This window comes from Micromonospora zamorensis, from assembly GCF_900090275.1.
GTDB lineage: Bacteria > Actinomycetota > Actinomycetes > Mycobacteriales > Micromonosporaceae > Micromonospora > Micromonospora zamorensis.
Genome location: NZ_LT607755.1, coordinates 1,717,737 through 1,738,216, shown reverse-complemented (window position 1 = coordinate 1,738,216; position 20,480 = coordinate 1,717,737). Strand labels below are relative to the sequence as shown.

Below are 20,480 nucleotides of genomic sequence, written 5' to 3'. Positions count from 1 at the left end.
CACGTTCCCCGGTCCTTGAATAGCGCGACCGGACGAGATGTCGATCTCCACATCGGGCTGTCCGGCGCACCGATCGCCCGAGGACCCATCGACCGTCATCACCACCTGCGAGTTTGTCGTCACTCTGCGCCGCATCCTCGACGCCGCGATTCCCCGGATCAGCCGCTATGTCTTTTCTCTATGACGTCCAGCAGTGCGGGATGCAGCGCGACGTTCCAGCCCGCGCCCGCGTCGGCCAGTCGCCACGTGCGCAACCACATCTCCACCAGGTACGCGTCCGCGACCAGCCGACGCTGCGCCGCGTCGAGGCCGAGTCGGTCGCCGTGCCGGCCCAGGTGCCCGTCGACGGCCGATGCCGCCGCGTCGGCCGACTCCCCCCGCAGCACCAGCGCCCGTTGGAACGCGTCGTGCGCCAGGTCGAACCCGACCGGCACGTCCGGACCGCTGTGCTCCCAGTCCCAGGCGACCAACTGGCCGCCATGCCAGCCCAGGTTCCATGGCACCCAGTCACCATGCCAGTGGCCGAACTCGACACGGGTGTCGCCATGCCGGCGGCCCAGCGCGGAAACCGCGGCTACCGCCCGCGCACCGGCCGGCTCGACCGCGGCGGCCCGATCGGCCAGCCCGGCCAACCGGGTCAGGAAGGTGGAGCCGGCCAGTGGTCGGGGCGTACCCGCCGGGCCGCCGCGTCGGGCGACCGCGAGCAGCGCCGCGATCCGTGGCGGATCGTCGACCGGCACACCGCGTACGCCTGGTGGCAACGGCTCGATCACCGCGACCACCTGACCCGCCCACGCCGTCTCGGTGAGCAGCCCCGGCGGCGTCGGATGATCCGGCACGCCGGTCACCGCGCGCAACGCCCGCAGCGCCGCCGCCTCTGCGGTGACCAGCGCGCGGGTCGCGTCGTTCCAACCGATCTTCGCGTACCCGCGCGGACGACCATCGGCGGTGAAGAGTTGCAGGGTCGGCTTGGCGTTCGGGTCGGGTGGCCGCACCCCGCAGGCGGCCAGCAGCGGCGCGCCGCCCAGATCCGCGGCGAGCCGCTCGGTCAGCAGCAGTTCGGCCGCCGACGCTCCGGCGGGCACCGAGACGGTCAGCGTCGGAAAGGGCGCGAGGCCCACCTGACCGAACCGTGCCAGGCCGCCCAGCACCGCCCGTAGCGCGCGCACCTTCGGTGGCCGGAGGGCGTTGTACGCCAGCAGCGACGCCGCTCCGGCCCGGGATGAGCCCAGCGGCACCAGGAACCTCGCCCGGGCGACCGAGGGCACGACCGCGTACCGGGCCACCGCCTGGTGGCCGGCCGGCAGGGCACCGCCCACGGTCAGGCCGACCCGGTCGTCCGGGAAGACCGCGCGGCTCACCCAGCCCAGACCGTCCACCCGCGAGCGCGGGTCCGTGGTCGGGCCCACCCTCGTCGTCACGCCGGACGGTCCGACCAGTCGAGGTCCAGCCCGAGCCGCTGACGCAACGCGTCGTTGTACGGCCGGTAGTAGTCGGTCAGCTCCGCGCGCACCGCCGGCTCCAACGGCGACGAGCGCCGGTCGTTGTAGACCTTGAAGTTGGGCAGGTCGTACGCCGGCAGCCCGAGGAAGTCGAGCGTGCGCCGGTAGGTCGCGCGGGAGTCGCGGTAGAGGTCCTCGCTGGGCAGGAAGAGGATCTGCTGCCGGTCGAAGCGCTCCAACCACGGCTCCAGGTGTTCCAGGTAGCGCCCCCGGGCCCGGTACGTGTACCAGTCGTACGCCTCGCTGAACGACTCCGGCTCGGCGATCAGCCGCTCCCGCTCCCCCGCCGTGCGCTCCGGCTCGGCGGCCAGCGCATCGGGGAAGTCCAACGGCTCGATGCCGTGGGTGCGGCGTTCCTTCCAGTGCGAGTACGCCCGCTCCACCGGATCCCGCAGCAGGACGATCAGCTTGACCGTCGGCATCAGCGCGGCGACCCGCTGCGCGGCGAGGGGGTGGAACATGTACAGCGGGGCTGCCTCACCGACCCGGACCGGCCCGCCGTGCCGCTTGGCCAGCGCGTCCCGCTGCCGCTCGGTCGGGAAGTGCGAGCGGTACCAGGACTCGCCGCGAGCCCAGTGCTCCTCGAAGTAGTGCGCCGACTTGGTGTTCCACGCGGGAAAGAGGCGCGGCACCAGCGGGTGCTGGATGAGGTAGTTCCACAGGGAGGTGGTGCCACCCCGCTTGGTGCCGATGATCAGGAAGTCCGGCAGCGGCCGGCGATCACTGGTGCGTACCCCGTAGTCGACCAGCGACTCCTTCACCCGGGTGGTCACCTGGGTCGGGACCAACTGCTTGACCCGGTCACGGATGGACGCCACGACGGACCTCACCTGCCTCTCGTCGATGCCGGAGTGGGCTCGGCGGCCGTGGCCGCGTTGTCCCCTGCACGGATCTGCCTCATGGTCCCCCGGATGCCGGCGCGCACCCGGGGCAACGTCAACATGCCGACGCAGCCGGCCAGCAGCACCGCCAGCGCCACCAACAGGCCGGGCAGGCCGCGACCGCCCGCCAGCACGCCGGCGCCGGCCGCCAATCCCACACCGGCGACCGTGACCGCCGCGGCGCGCACCATCGCGGCGTCGAACAGCGGCTCCCGAACCACCGACCGGGCGAACCCGGCGGCGGTGAGGTTCTCGGTGGCGATGCCCGCGGCCCAGGCCACCGCCGCGCCAGTGGCGCCGTGGCTGGGGATCAGCCAGAGGCCCAGCGAGACGGTCACCGTCAACCCGGCGACCGTGGCCACCAGGTGCAGCCCGCTGCGCCCACCCATCAGCAGCAGGCTCTGCACGTTGCCCACCCCGGTGTTGACCAGCATCGCCAGCGCGAGCACCGTCATCGCCGGCACGCCAGCGGTGAACTCCGGCCCGAACAGCTGGAGGAAGGCCAGAGCGAACACCGCCAGCAGCAGGTACACCGGCCAGGACAGCACCAGCCCCCAGATGGTCAACTGCCGGTGCACGGCCGCCGCCGCCGCCCGCTCGCCACGCCCGAGCAGCCGGGACAACTGCGGCGACACCGCCACCCGCAGGCCCTGCATGGCCAGTTGGCCGGCCAGCACGTACCGGCCGACCGCGCCGAACACGCCCGCGTCCGCCGGGCCGGCCAGCACCGAGGTGAGCAGCACACCCACCCACATGCTGCCCGCGTCGATGGCCGCCGAGGCGGCCCGGGGCAGCGCGAAGCGCCAGAACGTCGACCAGTCGGAGCGAACCGGGCGCAACGTCGCACCCCGGCCCAACCCGAGAGGGCCGGCGACCAGGGTGAGGCAGGCCAGCAGCGCCAACGCCGCCGGCACCAACCAGCCGGTCATGCCGGCGAGCAGGCCGCCACCGGCGAGCGCGGCGGCGCCGACCAGCACCGGGCGGGCCACCGGCAGCAGGAGGAACTGCACTCCCACGTACGCCCGGATGGGTCGCACGCAGCGCAGCGCCGCCAGCAACAGGGTCATGGCGACCACCACCGGCACCGCGGCGAACGTGACGGTGAGCAGCGCGTCGCCGCTCGCACCGGAACCGCCCAGCAGCCGGGGAGCGAGCGCGTCGGCGACCAGCACGCCGACCCCGGCGACCAGGAGCCCGGCCAGCAGCGGCGGGATCAGCGCCACCGGGAGCAGCCGCGCCGCGTCCCCGCGCACCCCGGCCGTACGGCGGGGCAGCGCCCACATCAGGCCCGTCTCCGCGCCGAGCGTGCACACTGCGGTGGCCACGGTGACCACGCCGATCGCGGCGAAGAACGCGCCCGCGCCGGCCGTGCCGTACCCCCGGGTGATCACCACGGCCAGCACGAAGCCGAACAGGCCGCTGGTGGCCGCGCCGAGCAGCCCGGCCACGCCGCTGCGGGCGCTGCGGCGGGTCTCGGCCGAACCCGCGTCCGCCGCCACGGCGGCGGCCGGAGCCACCGGCGCGTCCGGGCCGACCGGCGACGGGCCGACCGGCGTCGGGCCGACCGGAGGTCGGGTGGCGGCGGTCATGCGAGCACCACCGGGTCAAGCGTGGCGGGCGGTCGCGGCACCGCCAAGCGGGTCAGCCGTTCGCGTTCGCTGAGCGCCATCGCGAAGGCGACAGCGAAGAACGCGACCGCCAGGTTCTGATTGGCCATGCCGTAGAACGGGACCTGGACCAGGCAGACCACCGGCACCACCGCCAACCACTGCCCGGCCGCCGAGGTCGCCCGCGCGCAGATCACCGCGGCGGCGACGAACCAGGCCAGGAAACAGATGAGCGCGGGCACGCCGTGGCTGAACAGCACCATCCACAGCTGACCCTGGGTGCCGATCGGCGCGGCCGCCGAGACGGTGTCGACGTTCACCGGCGCGCCGTAGCCCAACCACGGCGACTCCTGCACCCGGCGGATCACCTCCGTGTAGAGCGAGAGCCGGTCGGTGTTGGTGTCGCTGGAGTCGACCCGCTGGCTGATCAGGTCGGTGATCGGAATGAACAGCGTGGCCAACGCGCCGATCACCACCACCCCGACGATGGAGGCGGCGACCCGGACGTTGCCGCGCAGGCTGGCCCGCACCCCGAGCACCGCCAGCCCGGCGCCGAGGCTCAGGAACATCGCCCGGTTGAGGGTGAGGAACGCCGGCGCGAGCGACAACGGCAGCGACGCCAGCAACGCCCAGCGCAGCACCCCCCGCCGACGCAGCATCGAGTACGCGACCATGCACGGCAGGGTCATGGCGTACGCGCTGCCGTAGTTGTTCGTGTACGCGAACGGCGCGGCCGGTCGGTAGATCGGGTTCAGCGATCGGGCGCTGTACTCCGCAGTGGTCAGGTGCACCATGTCCTGGATGAACGGGGTGCCGGCCACCCCTGAAGGCAGCAGCACCTCCATCGGGGTGGTCATCGCCAACCGGGGCACCAGCACCCCGAGCCAGCCCAGCGCCACCAGCCCGAACCAGAACGCGCAGAGCGGGGTGAGCACTGCCATCAGGCTGGCGCGTTCCCGCGCGGCGGCGTAGACGTAGACCCCGACCACCAGCGCGGTCAGGTAGAAGGCCAGGCGCAGCGCGAACGTCAGCAGCGAGGCGGGCGACGTGAGCTGGGTGGCACTGACCACCACGATGGCCAGGAACAGCAGCCAGATGCCCACCGCCGGCGGCAGCGGCACCCGCCCCCGGGTGAGCAGCAACGCGAACAGCAGCGCACCCAGCAGGGGCCAGCCGAGGTAGAACGCGCCGAGCAGCCACCAGAGCGGCACCAGGCCGAACATCAGCGACAGCGGCCAGAGCGGCAGTCGGGGCGGCGCGGGCCGCGGCACCGGGGCGACGGCGGCCGGAGCGCCTCCGGGCGGCGGTTCGGTCGCCGGGGCGCGGGTGACCGACACCGTCAGGCCCGGCCGTTGCGCGTGAGCACGAAGCCCAGCGGGGTGACGCCGGCCGCGCGCAGCCGCTCCACGAGGCGGCGCAGGTCGCTCTGCCGGGTGCGGTCCCGCTCGACGACCACCACCGCGCTGCCCTGCCGGGCCACCGCGACGCCGCGCTCGTCGGACTCCGCAGGCGGGGCGTTGAACAGCACCAGGCCGTGGTCCGCACCCTGCCGCCAGGTGCCGAACCGGACGCTGCCCACGCCCACGGCCACCTCCTCCGGGTCGACGACCCGGCCGTTGTCCGGGCGGCCGGACGACACCCGGGGCAGTGTCAGCGTGGCGTCCGGGTCGGTGGACGGGCGGGCGCCGGGCGGGTGCGGCGAGGGCCGGCGGGGGGCCGTGCTGTCCGCGCCGCCAGCGACGACCGTGGTGCTGCCGGCCGGGCGGGGCTTGGGCACGATCGGCCGGGACGGGTCGATGGGCAGCCGCCCCCGGTCGGCGAGCACTGTGGCGCGCAGCCGCTCGGTGCGCCCGCTGTCGTCGGCGACGAAAACCTCACGACCGTCGGCGGCGAGCGCCACAGCGAGCCCCGCGGTGAGCGCGGTGGCGTCCTCCCGGGCGGTGACCAGGGCCACCCGGGCGGGCTGACGGACCCGTTCGGCGACGGCCATCGCCACGTACCGGATGTCGGCGTCGACCGCCCGGGCGCTGCCCCGCAACGCCGGGCGGCGCACAGTGCCGAGCAGCGGCAGACCGGTGGCGTCCCGCCCGTCGGCGACCGAACGGACCCGCCGGTCGGTCGACTCCCAGGCGTACGCCAGCACGATGCCGATCAGCGCCCCACCGAGCAGCCCGGCGACCAGATAGAGCGGTCGGTGCCCGGCGGAGGTGACCAGCGCCTTCTCGGCGGTCTGGGTGACCCAGCCCGGGTTGACGTCGACCGCGGCGATCTCGGTACGGGCTGCGTTGAGTTGCGTGAGCTGGTTGTTGATCCCGGCCAGCTCGGCCACCAGCGCATCCCCGGCGGCGGTGTCCTTGGCGGTGTTCGCCCGCTTCTGCAGCGCGGTCTGCTGGGCGACGACCTTGGTGATGCTCTCGTCGTAGGAACGCAGCATCTCGGCGCGCTGCTGCTCGTACATCGTGCGTCGCACGTCCAGGTAGGCCTGGGCGGCCATGTTGGCGCTCTGCACCGCCCGCTGCGCTTCGCCCGTCTGGTAGGTGAAGCGCAGGATCTGCCCACCGGTGGGCACCTCGACCTCGAGCGCGTTGCGGATGTCGCGCGGGTCGCCGCCGGCGGAGTCGGCGAGCCGCTGCACCACCTCGGTGCCGGTGGCGATGCCGCTCTCCACGTTCATGTTGACCGCGCGGTCGGCGCCCGCGCCGCTGGGTGTGAACGCGTCGGTCACCACCGGCCGGACTGCCACCACGGCGCTCGCGCTCATCGCCGCCGGCACCAGCAGCACGTAGCCGAGCGCAGCGAGCAGACCGACCATCGCCACCGCCGCCACCAACCGCAGCCGGTGCATCGGCACCCGCAGCAGGTCGGTCAGTGTCACCGCGCCGGAGGTCCCGGAGGACGGGGCGTCGGTGGACCAGGTGCCGGGAGCTGCATCAGTCATGGAACTTCTTCACCGTCTGTTGAGGATTGCCGACGACCACGACGCCGGGTGCGACGTCCGTCCGGACCACAGTGGCCGCGCCCACGACGCTGTCCCGGCCGATGCGTACGCCCTTCATGACCAGGGCGTGCGCGCCGACCCACACGTTGTCCTCGAGGACGATCGGGGCGCGGGTGGCGGGGCCGGGCGGCGCGTGCCGCTGCGCGGGCGGCAGGTTGTGGAAGTCGTTGTCGAGCAGCTCGCAGTCCGACAGGAGGCACCGGTCCCCCACTGTCACCGACGTCCAGGTGCCGATCCAGGTCGCGTTGAGCAGACAGTCGGCGCCGACGCGCACCTCGCCGGGGCCCGCGAAGCGGACGAGTTTGTTCAACCGGGTGCGGTCACCGATGGTCACCCGCACGCCGCGGCGCAGCCGGATCCGACCACGGATCTCCACGTCCCGGCCGAGTGTCAGTCGCCGATAGCGGAGCCGATACCAGCCGCGTTTGACCGCGAAGAGCAGACGCACCGCGCGTCTCGTACGGATGCCAGCGGCGCCGAGCAACGACCCTCCCCCACATCGCGGGGCCGGCGGCGGATGAACCACCGCCACCGGCCCAACGTGAACAATCTACCGATGCTCCGTTACGAACGGTTGACCGTTACTGTACGGAGAAGAATGTCGATGGGGTGGACCAGGACAACTCGGGCGTCGCCGTGCTGATCACAGTCGCCGTGGCACCATCGACCGCCGCGCTCGGCCCGGCCGTCGGGTCGAACGGCACGCTGCGCAGAGCGCCGTCAGTGGCACCGTAGACGATCCGGCCACCCACCCAGGCCATGCCACGCACCGTCGACCAGGTCACGCCAGTGGTCGGCAGGGTGAACTCGGTGGCACCGAGGTAGTTGCCGTCGATCTCGAAGTAGCGGTAGTAGAGACCGTTGGCCCCGGTACGGGTGTAGTAGAGCCGACCGTCGAGGAAGAAGGCGCCGGTCAGCAACGCCGGGTTGTACCAGTCGTTGTAGCCAGACGCCTCCCACGGAGAGCCGATCGCCCCGCCGTTGAACAGCGACACGTCGATCCGGCTGCCGGTCGGCGTGCCGGCCACCGTGTGCGACCAGTAGATCCGGTCGTCCACCCGCCAGGTCGCGCCGGCCGCCGTGTACGCGGGCTGGCTGACCGTGGCCGGGGTGCCCAGGGCGACACCGTCGAACGGCACCTTCGCCACGGTGCCCGGAGCGGTGTTGAGGTAGAGGTTGCCGGTGGTGGCGGCGGGCGGGTTCTTCGGGGCGAAGGTACGACCGCCGGCGAGCGGGAACATGCCGAGGCGGCCGTGGTATTCCTCGCCCATGCCATCGGAGTTGTGCCCGAAGTACAGGCCGTCCGAGCCTCGCCAGAGCACCGGCACCGACGAACCCCACGTGCTGGTGCCCGAGGGCATCGAGGCGCCGCCGCTGCGGCGCGGGTTCCAGTTCACCGGCATACCGGTCGCCGGGGTGACGGCGGCGATGCCGAGCCGGTCGACAGCGCCCGCGCCCGCGTTGTCGCTGGCGTTCGGGTTGTTGAGCCAGCGGAAGTGCCCACCCAGGTAGATCACGTTGTCCGCGACCTCGACCGAGGTGATGGTGTCGTTGCCGGTGTAGTCGGCCCAGGTGGCGAGCTGGCCGCTGCCCCGCGCGGCGGTCTCGAAGCGGACCAGGGCGTCGCAGTACGCGGCCGGCCAGCCGCTGCCGCCGTTGGTGCCGACCACGAACCAGCTGCCGTCGGCGCCGAACTTCACGTCCTGCACGTAGTGCACGAAGGTCGCCGGCGCCGCGCACGGCGCGATGAACTTGTCGGTGCTCCAGTCGATCAGCGTGGGCGTCGCGGAGACGTCCACCAGCGCCATCTGGTTGCGCGCCAGGCCGTTGACGAGCGTGAAGTTGCCGCCGACGGCCAGCGTGTTGCCGTCCGGGGTGACGTCGATGGTCCAGACGTACGACGTGGTGCTGTGCCGCCCGACGGTGGCGTCGATGACGAAGCTCGGGTCGATCGCGCCGGTGGTCGCGTTGAGCCGGCCGAGACCGGCGTGCGCGGTGCCGTTGAGCCAGTTGAACGCGCCGGCCACGTACAACCAGTTGCCGTGCAGCACCAGGTCACGGACCGTGCCGCCGTCGGAGCGCCCGACCCAGCTGTCGATGATCGCGCCGGTCGACGGGTTGAGCGCGACCAGGTTCTTGCGCGAGACGCCGTTGACGTTCTTGAAGGTGCCGCCGACGATCAGCGTGCCGCCCGGGCCGGCGACGAGTGTGTTGACCGCCCCGTCGAGCACCGGAAGGAACGTGGTGGACATGGTGCCGGTGGTCCGGTCGTACGCGAAGAGGTAGCGCTGGGTGACCCACGCGGAGCCGGCGGTCTGCCGGAGCTGGGTGAAGCTGCCGCCGACGAAGACGGTGTTGCCCACCTGCGCGAAGGCACGGGTCTCACCGTCTCGCGCGTGCGGAGTCACGTCGGCGGGGTTCGCCGACACCAGGGTTGCCGTCTCCGGGACCGGAACCACCGCAGCCGACGTGGGCGTGGGCACGCCCAGAACTGCGGCGACGATCGCCAACGCGACCACCCCCGCCCGAGCACGACGTCGTCCTGCAGAACGCCACAAGTGCGAGAGTTTGGGCACGCTTCGCCTCCAAGATGGATGAGAACCCGAGGTAGCGTGCCTCGTCCAGCCTGGTAAACAAAATCCGCCGATTGGGCGGTGCATGAATCTGCATGCCGACAGAACGCCGGAGGTCGGATGTCCGACCCCGGCGAACGGCGTCCCGTCAGCGCGTCATGGTCGTCAGCGGCTCCCCCCGGTGGGCTGCCGCAGGTACGGGTCCTGACCGGCCTTCGCGAAGCCGGCCACTGCCGCGGCATTGTGGTTCATCGTCATGTCGCAGGTCGACGTCCGGCTGGTCATGCCGGCCGAGTTGAAGTAGATGGCGGCCTTGATCTTGGGGTGCGCCTTCAGCGCCGCCGGGAACTCCTGGAACCAGCGCTGCTTGGCGCCCGGGTCGGCGGCGTCGAAGTTGGTGCCGAACTCGGCGAGCATCCGGGGCTTGCCGGCGCCGATACCGTTGTCGTCCAACCAGCGGTAGAAACCGCTCACCGTCGTGCTCGGGCTCTTCCACACGGTGCTGCCGTTGCAGACGTGGAAGTTGTACGGGTCGTAGGCCACCCAGTCGACGTACTGGTCACCGGGGTACAGGCCGGCGTACCGGGAGTAGTGGCCCGACCAGCCCATCATCGTCCAGACCCAGACCGCGTTGGTCGCGCCGGCCCGGGCGAACCGCTCGTGGACGTAGCGCCAGGCGCGGACGAAGTCGGCGTCGCTGCCCTTGTTCGGCTCGTCCTCGGGCTCGTGGTCGAAGCCCATGAAGACCGGCACCTTGGCGGCGCGGATACGGCCGGCGACCGCGTCGATGGTCTCGTCCTGCTTGCCGTTGTAGACGTCGGACCACTTCAGCGTGGTGCCAGCCGAGAAGTTGCGGGACTCCCAGGCGAAGAACATCAGCCGACCCTCGCGCATCTGCTGCTGCTCGTACGCGTCCGGGAAGGCGCCGTTGCTGCCGGCGTTGGAGAAGTCGTGGTAGCGGTGCACGACGTCGAACTTGCGGCCGACCTGCGCTTCCACGTCGGTGACGGCCTTGCCGTGGTCCCAGCCGCCGGCGGATCCGGCGGGCGAGTACATGCCCCACCACGCGCCGCAGGAGGGAACGAGCTTGGCCGACACGGACCCGCACTGGCCGGAGGGAAGGGTGCCGGTCGCGCTCGGGGTCGCCGTCCGGCTCGGGGCGACGGTCGGCGAGGGCTTCGGCGAGGCGGTGGTCGGCGAGGCGCTCGGTGCCGGCGGCGGCGCGGGCCGGGTGGTCGTCACCGGCGACGGCCGGGACCCGAGGTCATAGCTGATCAGCAGGCTCGGGCGCAGATCCGGACTGCGGTTCTCGACCGACGCCCAGTAGATCCGGCTCTCCAGGCCCGTCTGGGCCAGCGAGACCGTCCAGGTGCCGTTGCCGGTGACCAGCTTCGAGACGTCCCACTCGTTGAAGCCCTTGGACACACCGGTCACGCTGTCCAGCGCGTCGCCGGTCGCTGCCAGACCCGGCCTGGCCTCGCGGGCGCTCAGCGGCGAGGCGTGCGCCGTCACCGTGGCGGCGAACTGCTGCCAGGCGTGCACCCGCAGCGTCGCCCGGACGTTGACCGCGGCGGCCGGCACTGTGGTCACCGCGAACTCGATGACCGCCTCCCGGCCACCACGCGGGTTGCCTTCGCAGCGCGTCGGGCAGGTGGCCAGCGTCGTCTTGGCGGCGTTGTCCCCGTCCTGCGTCACCGCCGTCGCGGTGGTGTCCGCCACCGCCCGGATCGACAGGTCGTCGCTGGCCAGCAGCGGCATCATGGTCGCCACGATGCCTGCCACCACCGATCCGCCGACCACGCCGATGGCGATGGCCTTGCGCCGGGGTCCGGAGCGGAACCGGGTGATGCGGTGCAGTCCGTGCCTGGTCAAGGAAACTCCCTGTGTCTGCGTCCGTAACGGTGAGCAGCGTATCGATGACCAGGACTTGTCGCCGGGACGACAGTTTCCCGTAAGCGCGTCTTAACCGTCAGCTAAGAAAGTCGGCTGACGTAGCCTCCCCCAGCGCTTTCCGCATCGCCCCGACGGGGGCGACCACGCCGGTGAACTGCTCGAACTGACCGACCGCCTGCGCCAACAGAAGGTCCAGACCGGACACCAGCCGAAGGCCGGCCGCGGCGGCGGCAGCGGCCAGCGGCGTCGGCCACGGGTCGTAGATCGCGTCGAAGAGCACCCTCCCCGGCCGCCACGCCACCTCGCCGGCCAACGGGTCGGCGACCCCCTTCGGCACCGTGGAGACGACCAGGTCAGCGGAGGAGACGCACCGGGGCGCGTCAGCCCAGTTTGCGGGGGTCAGCGCGACGCCCAGGGCATCGGCCACCGGCCGCAGCTCGTCGATCGCCTCCGGTCGGCGGGCGACCACCGTCACCGACGGGCAGCCCAACTGGGCGGCGGCGGCCAGCGCGGCGCGGGCCGTGCCACCGGCACCGAGCACCGTCACGGCGGCACCCGCGCTCACCCCGGCGGCGGTGAGCACCTGCACCATGCCGGCGACGTCGGTGTTGTCGGCAAACCAGGAGCCGTCCGGACGGCGTACCAACGTGTTGGCCGCGCCGACGGCGGCGGCGACCGGCGAGGCCTGCGCGGCCACCGCGAGGGCCGCCTCCTTGCCCGGCATGGTCACCGACAACCCGGCCCACTCCGGGCCCAGGCCGGCGACCAGATCCGGCAGCTCCGCCGCCGCGCACTCGATCCGGGTGTACGACCACCCGGTCAGACCGGCGGCGGCGTAACCGGCGGCGTGGATGACCGGGGAGAGGGAGTGCGCGATCGGTTTGCCCAGCACCGCGGCCCTACGGGTCGTATCGCCCGGGACCCCTGCCGTGTTCCGCATCAATCTCCGCCCTCCGCGATGTTCGGATCGACCCTACCCAGCACGCAGGCCACGCCACCAGAGAACGGGACCGCGGACAATGCTCGACGGCCCGACAATCGCTTGACGGCGATGCATTCTTACGGCGTTACGGCCGACCGGAAAATGGGGGGAAACCTTCAAAACGCATTCTGCGTGCCCTTGTCGCGACTGCCGCGGTCCTCAGTCTTTCGCTGATGATCGGCGCGCCCCCATGCGGACGCCGCAGCCGGCAGCCGGTCGGACAAACACCAACTCTGACCTGGGGCGAGACTTACGGCGCGGTCGACCGCAACACCGGCTACAACCGCACATTCGCGCTGCGACAGCAGAACAGCAACGGCGCGTGGACGTTCCTGAACCCGCGCACCGTTTCGTGGACCGGAACGAGTCACTCACAATGACGCGATAGATGCGTCAGCGTCGACTCAAAAAGGCTCCCTTACCGACGAGACCGCAATTTCGGTCACCGTCGGCAAGGGAGCCTTTCTGGTCTGCTGCGCGGCCGGTCAGATGATGCCGGCCTCCCGGGCCTTGGCCTCGTTGCGCTGGTGCTGCTCGTACGTCTCGGCGAACTCGGAGTGGCCCTCCTTGTCGATCGCCACGAAGTAGAGCCACTTGCCCGTCGGCGTGGCCATGGCACCTTCCAGGGCCTGCTTACCCGGGTTGTTGATCGGGGTGGGGATCATGCCGGGCAGCTTGCGGTTGTACGGGTTCCTCGGGTCGTCCAGCTCGGCCGCCGTCATCTGCTTGGACGACTTGGTCGGCTTGCCGATCGACTCCAGGTAGTAGTTGACGGTGACGTCCATCTCCAGGCAGTTGCAGGGGAACTCGCCGTACGCCCGGTTGTACGCCACCCGGGCGACCTTGCCAAGGTCGTCCTTGTTACCCGCCTCGGCCTGGGCCAACGACGCCACGATCAGCGCCTCGTACGGGCTGACCTTGCGTTCCTTCTGCACCCGGTCGGCGAACTTCATCTCCTGGGTCACGGTGAGGAAGTTGTCCACCATCAGCTTGAGGATGCTCTCCGCGGTGGCCTTCGGCGGGATCTCGTACGTGTCCGGGTAGAGGAAGCCCTCGACGGACTTGACGACCTTCTTGCCGTCCTCGCGCGTGAACCACCAGTCCGGAACGCCGAGCGCCTCCGGGTCCTTCGCGGCGGCCTCGAACTCCTTGACCGGGATCTTGGTCTTGTCGGAGAGCAGCTTGTAGATGTTCTTGGCGGTGCGGCCCTCGGGGATGGTGAGCCCGTTGACGATCTTGTTCTTCAGGTCGAGCATCGCGGTGACGGCACTCTCGCCGCTCATCTGCTTGCGCAGCTTGTACGTGCCCGGCTGGATGTTCTTGCTGCGGGAGTTGGCCTCGGCCGCCTCGATGAACGCCTTCTGGCTCTTCACCACGTCGGCCGCGACGAGGGCGTCCGCCATGTCGGCGATCAGCGCCCCGTTCTTGATCTCGACGGTGATCTCACCGGACCCGGCGCCGTCGTAGTCGGGGGTGACGAAGTAGTTCTGGATGCGGTCGAAGCCGTAGAACGCGCCACCACCGATGCCGCCCAGCAGGACCAGTGCCATCAGCAGAGCCAGGAACGTCTTGCCCCGGCCGCCGCCACCGGACTTACCGTTGCGCTTGCGGAAGCCGCGCCGATGCCGGCCCTTCTCCCCCCGCTCCGGCTCGTCGAACCCAAGGTCCAGATCGTCGATCATTACGTCCGCCTCCGCTGCGCATCCAGCCAGCTCTGCAGGATCTCCACCGCGGCCGCCTGGTCGACAACCGCACGTTGACGTTTACCTCGGACGCCACGCTCGGCAAGCCTACGAGAAGCGACCACGGTCGACATCCTCTCGTCAGTGAGCGTTACCGGGACGGGCGCTATCACATCGACCAGTCGGTCAGCGTACGCCTTCACATGGACGGCCGCAGGGCCATGCTTGCCCGCGAGATTGACCGGAAGGCCGACGACAACCACAACGGCCTCATGCTCGGCCACCAGCGCGGCCAACTCGGCGAGGTCGCTCGGCACCGCGTCCGGCGCCGCCGTCAGATCACGGGCCAGCGTGACCAGCGGCGTTGCCAGGATCCCGTCCGGATCCGAGCGGGAGACCCCCACCCGCACCTGACCGACATCCACACCGATCCGCACACCGCGCTTGAACTCAACCACCGACGGTCACCGCCCGGCGGGTACGAACCAGGGCGGACCAGATGGCCCGCCCTGGCTGAGAGTGATCGCCCATCACGCCTCGGTGATCGCCTTCTCGACGGTGAGCAGCAGGTTCGGAGCCTCGGTCGCCGGCAGTCCGCCACCCTGGGCCAGGTCGGGGCTGCCACCGCCGCGCCCGGAGAACGCCGCCTTCACCAGGTCCGACGCGGCCAGGCCACGGCTGCGCGCGGCCGCGTTGACCGCCACCACCAGGGACGCCTTGCCGTTCGACCGGGCCGCCACCGCGACCACCGCCGGCCGCGCCGGGTCGATCTTGCCGCGAATCTCCTGGGCCAGGGTCCGCACGTCGTTACCGGCCGCGCCCTCCGGCGCCTCGGTGCCCACGTACGCGACCCCGCGCACGTCCTTGGCCTGCGCGGCGAGCGCCGCCGCACCACCCAGCACCAGCTGGGCACGCAGCTTCTCCAGCTCTTTCTCCGCGTCCCGGAGCTGGGTGACGGTCTGCTCCACCCGGTCGGCGACCTGGTCGTTGGGCACCCTGTACAGCTCCGCCAACCGGGAGACCAGCAGGTGCTCACGGGCCAGGAAGCCGAAGGCGTCCATGCCGACCAGCGCCTCGACCCGGCGGACGCCGGAGCCGATGGACGACTCGGAGAGGATCTTCACGAGGCCGAGCTGGGCCGAGCGCGCCACGTGCGTGCCGCCGCACAGCTCCCGGGCGTAGTCACCCACCTCGACGACCCGCACCTCCTCGCCGTACTTCTCGCCGAAGAGCGCCATTGCCCCGATCCGCCGCGCCTCGTCCAGCGAGGTGATGAAGGCGTGCACCTCCAGGTCGGCCAGGAGCACCTCGTTGACCTGCTGCTCCACGTCCCGCAGGACGGTCGGCGACACCCCGGTCGGGGTGTTGAAGTCGAACCGGAGCCGACCGGGCGCGTTCAGCGACCCCGCCTGGGTCGCCGACTCACCGAGGAAGTTGCGCATGGTCTGGTGCACCAGGTGCGTGGCGGTGTGCGACCGGGAGATCGCCCGCCGCCGGGTCGTGTCGATCTCGGCGTAGCCGGCCTCACCGGCGCGCACCTCACCCCGGATCACCCGGGCGCGGTGCACGATCAGGCCAGGCACCGGCTGCTGCACGTCGAGCACCTCGACCTGCCCGCCACCGACGGTGATCATGCCCTGGTCGGGCTGCTGACCACCGCCCTCGGCGTAGAACGGCGTCGTGTCGAGAACCAGCTCGATGGTGTCGCCCTCGGTCGCCGCCTGGCGCGGGCCGTCGGCACCGAGCAGCGCCCGGACCGTCGACTCGCGGGCCACCTCGCTGTAGCCGGTGAACGTCACCGGGCCACCCGAGTCGAGCACCGACCGGTACGCCGACAGGTCGGTGTGACCGGTCTTGCGGGCCTGCGCGTCCGCCTTCGCCCGGGTCCGCTGGTCGGCCATCAGCCGCCGGAACCCCTCGTCGTCCACCTGGAGGCCCTGCTCGGAGGCGATCTCCAGGGTCAGGTCGATCGGGAAGCCGTACGTGTCGTGCAGCTGGAACGCCTTCGCCCCGGACAGCGAGGTGCCTCCCGCGGTGCGGGTCTCGGCGATCGCGGTGTCCAGGATCGTCGTGCCCGCACGCAGGGTGGACAGGAACGCCTCCTCCTCCGCGTACGCGTAATCCGCGATCCGGTCGAAGTCGGTCGCCAGCTCCGGGTACGACGGGGCCATGCAGTCGCGGGCCACCGGCAGCAGCTCGGGCAGCGCGCGATCCTGCCAGCCGAGCAGCCGGATCGACCGGATCGCCCGGCGCATGATCCGGCGAAGCACGTAGCCGCGCCCCTCGTTGGACGGGGTCACGCCGTCGCCGATCAGCATCAGCGCCGTGCGCACGTGGTCGGCGATCACCCGCAGCCGAACGTCGTCCGGGTGCGACTCGCTCGCCACGTGCCCGGAGTGCGCCCCGTACCGCTTACCGGTCAACTCCGCCGCCCGCGCCAGGATCGGCCGGACCTCGTCGATCTCGTACAGGTTGTCGACGCCCTGCAGGATCGAGGCCATCCGCTCCAGGCCCATGCCGGTGTCGATGTTCTTCGCCGGCAGGTCACCCAGGATCGGGTAGTCCTCCTTGGTGGTGCCCGGACCCCGCTCGAACTGCATGAACACGAGATTCCAGTACTCCATGTACCGGTCCTCGTCGACCGCCGGGCCGCCCTCCCGGCCGTACTCCGGGCCCCGGTCGTAGAACAGCTCCGACGACGGGCCGCACGGCCCGGGAATGCCCATCGACCAGAAGTTGTCCGCCTTGCCCCGGCGGACGATCCGGTCGGCCGGCACACCCACCGACCGCCAGATCTCGTACGCCTCGTCGTCGTCGAGGTAGATCGTCGGCCAGATCCGCTCGGGGTCCAGGCCGTAGCCACCCTCGGCGATCGGCTTCGTGGACAACTCCCAGGCCAGCGGGATCGCGCCGGCCTTGAAGTAGTCACCGAAGGAGAAGTTGCCGTTCATCTGGAAGAACGTGCCGTGCCGGCTGGTCTTGCCGACCTCGTCGATGTCCGGGGTGCGCAGGCACTTCTGCACACTGACCGCCCGCTGGTACGGCGGAGTCTGCTGCCCCAGGAAGTACGGCACGAACTGCACCATGCCGGCGTTGACGAACAACAGGTTCGGGTCGCTGATGGCGGGCAGCGGAGCGGACGGCACCACGGTGTGGCCATTCGCCTCGAAGTGCGCGAGGTACCGTCGCTTGATCTCCGCCGTCTTCATCGCTGGTGTTCCTCCGGAAAGATTTCCCGATCGCCGATCCGCGGGTCTTCCCGCAGCTCGGCGAACTGATCGTCGAACGCCTCGCCCTGGGCGAACGCCTGGTGGATCTCCTGCTCGCGCTCGGCCATGCCGACCCGCACGTCCTCCACGAAGCTACGCAGCGACTCGACCAGGCCGCCAGCGGATTCCGTCAACGTGCTGGCGATGCCGGCCGGTGTGTACGCCTGCGCGGTCCGGGTCGCCTTGCGGACCACGATCACACCGACGGCCACTCCGATACCGAGCCAGAACAGACGCCTCATGTCTCGTTACCTCCTGGTACGCCGGCCGGTCAGCGGTTGCCGCGCCGCGCGGCCCGCCGCTGCTGCTTGATGGTGTCGCGGACCTCACGCTCGGTCTCGGCGTGCCGACGGCCGGCGGCGGCCTTGCGCACGCTGTAGCCGAACGCGGCCACCTTGACCAGCGGGTTGGCAGCCGCGGCGGAGACGACGGTGGCCAGGTTGGCGACGTTGGCGGTGACGTTCTGCGCGTGGCTGGTCATCGTGTCGACCTTCGCCAGCTGCAGGTTGACGCCGTCGAGCGAGGTCTGCACCTGCTCCAGCGCCGTGTTGACGTTCTTCACAGTGGTGTTCACGTCACCGAGCAGCGGCGCTGTCCGGTCGTTGAGGTCGTTGATCATGCGGGTGGTGGCGTCAACCGTGTGCCGCAGCCGCAGGATGGGCAGCGTCAGAATGAGCACCAGCACCGCGAACGCGCACGCCGCGATCAGCGCCGCGATGGCTCCAATGTCGCCCACGCCTGTCCTCCTCAAGCAGAGTTCCGCAGGACCCGACGTCCTCGGAACGCACAACGATGGCACCCGTACCGGTCGTCGAGTCGTCGACGCTCACCGGTAGCGGGCATGCCCGCCAGCCCCAGACCCTACCGTCCGTGATGGAGGCCGGCTCAGGACGGTGAGGGTGTCAGCTCCCCCAGCGGATCACCGCTGACCGTCGGGAACGGATCCTCTCCGGTCAGTGACGGGTCGGTGGTCGGCTGCGGCCTGGTCCGCTCGTCGTCGATCGCGTTGCGTACCTTCACCGACACCAACGAGCCGGTGCACCCTGTCGCAGCGGCCGACGGATCGGCAGACGGATCGGTCGACGGCACGACGGCCGGCTCGCCGTCGACCGGCGGCGGCACACAGGTCGGCTCGCGGACCCACAGGTCGAGCGTCAACTCGTCGCGCCGCCAACAGGTGTAGCTGCCCTTGGTCTCCTGCTCCGGGCAGCGGCTCACCTTCCACGGCTGCCAACCGTCCTGACGCAACGCGTTCTCGTAGGCCTTCGCCGTCTCGTCCGGCGCCTTCTCCGAGGTGACGGTGCGCTCACGCAGCCGGCAGTCGAGCAGACACCACCGGCTGCCGCTGACGTCGTCGACGGTCTTCGCGGCAGCCCAGCCGGGCACGTCGAGCTTGTCCAGGTTGTCGAAGACCGGGTCACGGCTCAACGTCCGGATGCCGAAGAAGAGCGGCACCGCACCGAGCAGCACGATGCTGACCAGGGCCAGCACCGCCGCACGCAGCCGGCGTCGTTCACGCGACTCGCGGTGCGCCTCGGCCCGGGCACCCGCTGCGGCGGCGTCGTCCGGCGAGTCCTGATCCGCCGGGCGCAGGGCCGGCCCGCCGGACGGATCCGGTGCCGGGCGGTCCACCGGGCCGGACGGGGACGGCACCGCGGCGGCGGCGCGGGCCACACCGACGGGATCGCCGGGGCGGCCGGGTGGTGGCACCGGGGCGACACCGCTCGGCTCGGCTCGGCCGGGCTCCCGATTCGGAGGCAGGGCACGGCCGGCGGCACGGTCAGGTGGCACCGGTCGACCGACCTGCGCACCACCACGGGCCGGCGCGGGAGAACCCGGTCCGCCGCCCGGCGCACCGCCCGGCCGTTCGTCGGCGGAGGGCGGTTGCATGCCACCGGGTGGGCGGACGGCGGCGCGGGCCGGACCGTCCGGACGCGGACGCGGCGGCCCGTCTCCACCCGGAGGCACGGCGGCACGAGCCGGGCCCTCCGAACGGACGGCGTCGCGGGGGCCGGCACCCGGTGCCTCACCCGCAACGGGCCGGGCCCGACCGGGCGGAGTGGAACGGGCGGCACCCCGAACCGGTGCGGCGGGGCCGGCACCGGGCGCGGGTCGCCCAGCGGCATAAGGGTCGTCGCCCCGGTCGCTCGCCGGCCCCTGTCGACCCGGGCCACCCTCGACGGGCGGACGTCGCCGACCGGCCGGATCCGGAGCGGGCATCCCGTCCGGACCAGGACCAGCAGCCCCACGACCACGCCGCACTGTGGGATCCGGAGCAGGCATGCCGTCCGGGCCAGCACCAGCTGCCGCACGGCCACGCCGCACTGTGGGATCCGGAGCAGGCGCTGCGGCGCCCCGGCCCCGGCCGGGACGGTCGCCGGTCGCCGGCGGATAGGGGGTCGCCTGTTCTCCGGTGGAACCCGACGCGTCGGGGCGTACGGCACGACGACCGGTGGGTCCCTCCGAGCCCGGGTCGGTCGGTGGCCCGGCGGGCCGGCGGCCAGCGGAGCGCTCCGCGGCCGGATCGGGTACGCCGAGCCGACCGGCCGCCGGGTCGACGATGTCACCGGCGCCGGCGGGCGGTACGGGACGCCGGCCCTCGGCCGGCGGGGGCCCACCTCGGCGGTTGACCACCGGCAGGCCCGGGTCGGTGTGCGGCAGGCGACCGGCCTGGCGCAGCCAGTCGGCGGGCCGCTCCGGGCGGTCCGGTCGAGGTTCGCCGCCGGCCGGCGTACGCCGCTCCGGCTCGTCGGAGGTGGCCCGGCGGCGACCCGTGCCGTCGGTGGGGGCGATGGTGGGCGTCGCGCCGCTGTGACCGCCGGACGCTGCGGGCACCGGCGGCGCGTTGCCCGAGCGGGGCACCATCGGCTCGTCGGGTTCGGCGGCGCGGCGGTGGCCGCCGGCTGCCGGGCGGGAGCGCTCAGCGGCACGGGGGCCGGTGGGCTCCGGCGCGCCGGGGTCGACCGGGCCTGGCCGGCGCCGGGCGGTACGCGGGTCACGGTCGATGGCGGGGTCGGGTCGCAGGCCATCCGCGATCGGCGGGACGGCGCCGGCCGGCGTGCCGTCGTACCGCGCTGCGGCGGGGGACGGCCC

The 20,480-nt window shown here is 71.9% G+C and carries 16 protein-coding genes; 1 reads left to right on the top strand and 15 read right to left on the bottom strand.

The features are described from left to right. Positions 1–158: 158 nt before the first annotated feature. The 9 genes from GA0070619_RS07790 to GA0070619_RS07750 all read right to left on the bottom strand — a co-directional run bounded on the left by GA0070619_RS07790 (position 159) and on the right by GA0070619_RS07750 (position 12,394). Complete coding sequence (locus GA0070619_RS07790; RefSeq protein WP_088947444.1) at positions 159–1,421, bottom strand: phosphotransferase; 1,263 nt, start codon at positions 1,419–1,421, stop codon at positions 159–161. Continuing rightward, positions 1,418–2,320 carry a sulfotransferase domain-containing protein gene (locus GA0070619_RS07785; RefSeq protein ID WP_088951629.1) on the bottom strand — a complete coding sequence of 301 codons (903 nt, stop codon included), beginning with the start codon at positions 2,318–2,320 and terminating at the stop codon, positions 1,418–1,420. Before GA0070619_RS07785 ends, GA0070619_RS07790 begins: the two co-directional genes overlap by 4 nt. Before the next feature lie 8 nt (positions 2,321–2,328). Continuing rightward, positions 2,329–3,972, bottom strand: coding sequence for a lipopolysaccharide biosynthesis protein (locus GA0070619_RS07780; RefSeq protein WP_231927318.1), 1,644 nt, complete (start codon positions 3,970–3,972; stop codon positions 2,329–2,331). Then, entirely contained in the window at positions 3,969–5,261 is a 1,293-nt protein-coding gene (locus GA0070619_RS07775) for an O-antigen ligase family protein (RefSeq protein WP_088951627.1), read from the bottom strand. Before GA0070619_RS07775 ends, GA0070619_RS07780 begins: the two co-directional genes overlap by 4 nt. A gap of 68 nt (positions 5,262–5,329) precedes the next feature. Then, positions 5,330–6,928, bottom strand: a complete 1,599-nt coding sequence (locus tag GA0070619_RS07770) for a P-loop NTPase family protein (protein ID WP_088947443.1) — start codon at positions 6,926–6,928, stop codon at positions 5,330–5,332. Continuing rightward, positions 6,921–7,436, bottom strand: a complete 516-nt coding sequence (locus GA0070619_RS07765) for an acyltransferase (RefSeq protein ID WP_231927317.1) — start codon at positions 7,434–7,436, stop codon at positions 6,921–6,923. The genes GA0070619_RS07770 and GA0070619_RS07765 overlap by 8 nt, the downstream gene beginning before the upstream one ends. A 133-nt stretch (positions 7,437–7,569) precedes the next feature. After that, positions 7,570–9,507 (bottom strand): hypothetical protein, encoded by a 1,938-nt coding sequence (locus GA0070619_RS07760; protein WP_088947442.1) that lies wholly within the window; start codon positions 9,505–9,507, stop codon positions 7,570–7,572. 219 nt (positions 9,508–9,726) lie between these two features. After that, positions 9,727–11,433, bottom strand: a complete 1,707-nt coding sequence (locus GA0070619_RS07755; protein ID WP_088947441.1) for a glycoside hydrolase — start codon at positions 11,431–11,433, stop codon at positions 9,727–9,729. 97 nt (positions 11,434–11,530) lie between these two features. Beyond that, positions 11,531–12,394 (bottom strand): shikimate dehydrogenase, encoded by an 864-nt coding sequence (locus tag GA0070619_RS07750; protein ID WP_088947440.1) that lies wholly within the window; start codon positions 12,392–12,394, stop codon positions 11,531–11,533. Positions 12,395–12,609: 215 nt separating this feature from the next. Between GA0070619_RS07750 and GA0070619_RS32185 the strand changes: the two genes are divergently transcribed. Further along, a complete protein-coding gene (locus GA0070619_RS32185) occupies positions 12,610–12,816 on the top strand; it encodes a hypothetical protein (protein ID WP_157743929.1) in 207 nt (68 codons plus the stop codon). A gap of 105 nt (positions 12,817–12,921) precedes the next feature. Here the strand turns inward: GA0070619_RS32185 and mltG are convergent, their stop codons facing one another. From mltG to GA0070619_RS07720, 6 genes are all read right to left on the bottom strand, one after another. Beyond that, a complete protein-coding gene (gene mltG, locus GA0070619_RS07745; protein WP_088947439.1) occupies positions 12,922–14,118 on the bottom strand; it encodes an endolytic transglycosylase MltG in 1,197 nt (398 codons plus the stop codon). Then, a complete protein-coding gene (gene ruvX / locus GA0070619_RS07740; protein WP_088947438.1) occupies positions 14,118–14,576 on the bottom strand; it encodes a Holliday junction resolvase RuvX in 459 nt (152 codons plus the stop codon). The genes mltG and ruvX overlap by 1 nt, the downstream gene beginning before the upstream one ends. A gap of 72 nt (positions 14,577–14,648) precedes the next feature. Then, positions 14,649–17,327: an alanine--tRNA ligase gene (gene alaS / locus GA0070619_RS07735; protein WP_088947437.1), complete on the bottom strand. Its 2,679-nt coding sequence runs from the start codon at positions 17,325–17,327 to the stop codon at positions 14,649–14,651. Continuing rightward, on the bottom strand, positions 17,324–17,629 hold the full coding sequence (locus tag GA0070619_RS07730; protein WP_088947436.1) for a hypothetical protein: 306 nt from the start codon (positions 17,627–17,629) through the stop codon (positions 17,324–17,326). Before GA0070619_RS07730 ends, alaS begins: the two co-directional genes overlap by 4 nt. 29 nt (positions 17,630–17,658) lie before the next feature. Continuing rightward, positions 17,659–18,123 carry a DUF948 domain-containing protein gene (locus GA0070619_RS07725; protein WP_088947435.1) on the bottom strand — a complete coding sequence of 155 codons (465 nt, stop codon included), beginning with the start codon at positions 18,121–18,123 and terminating at the stop codon, positions 17,659–17,661. Positions 18,124–18,272: 149 nt separating this feature from the next. After that, entirely contained in the window at positions 18,273–18,980 is a 708-nt protein-coding gene (locus GA0070619_RS07720; protein WP_088951625.1) for a hypothetical protein, read from the bottom strand. Positions 18,981–20,480 lie beyond the last annotated feature (1,500 nt).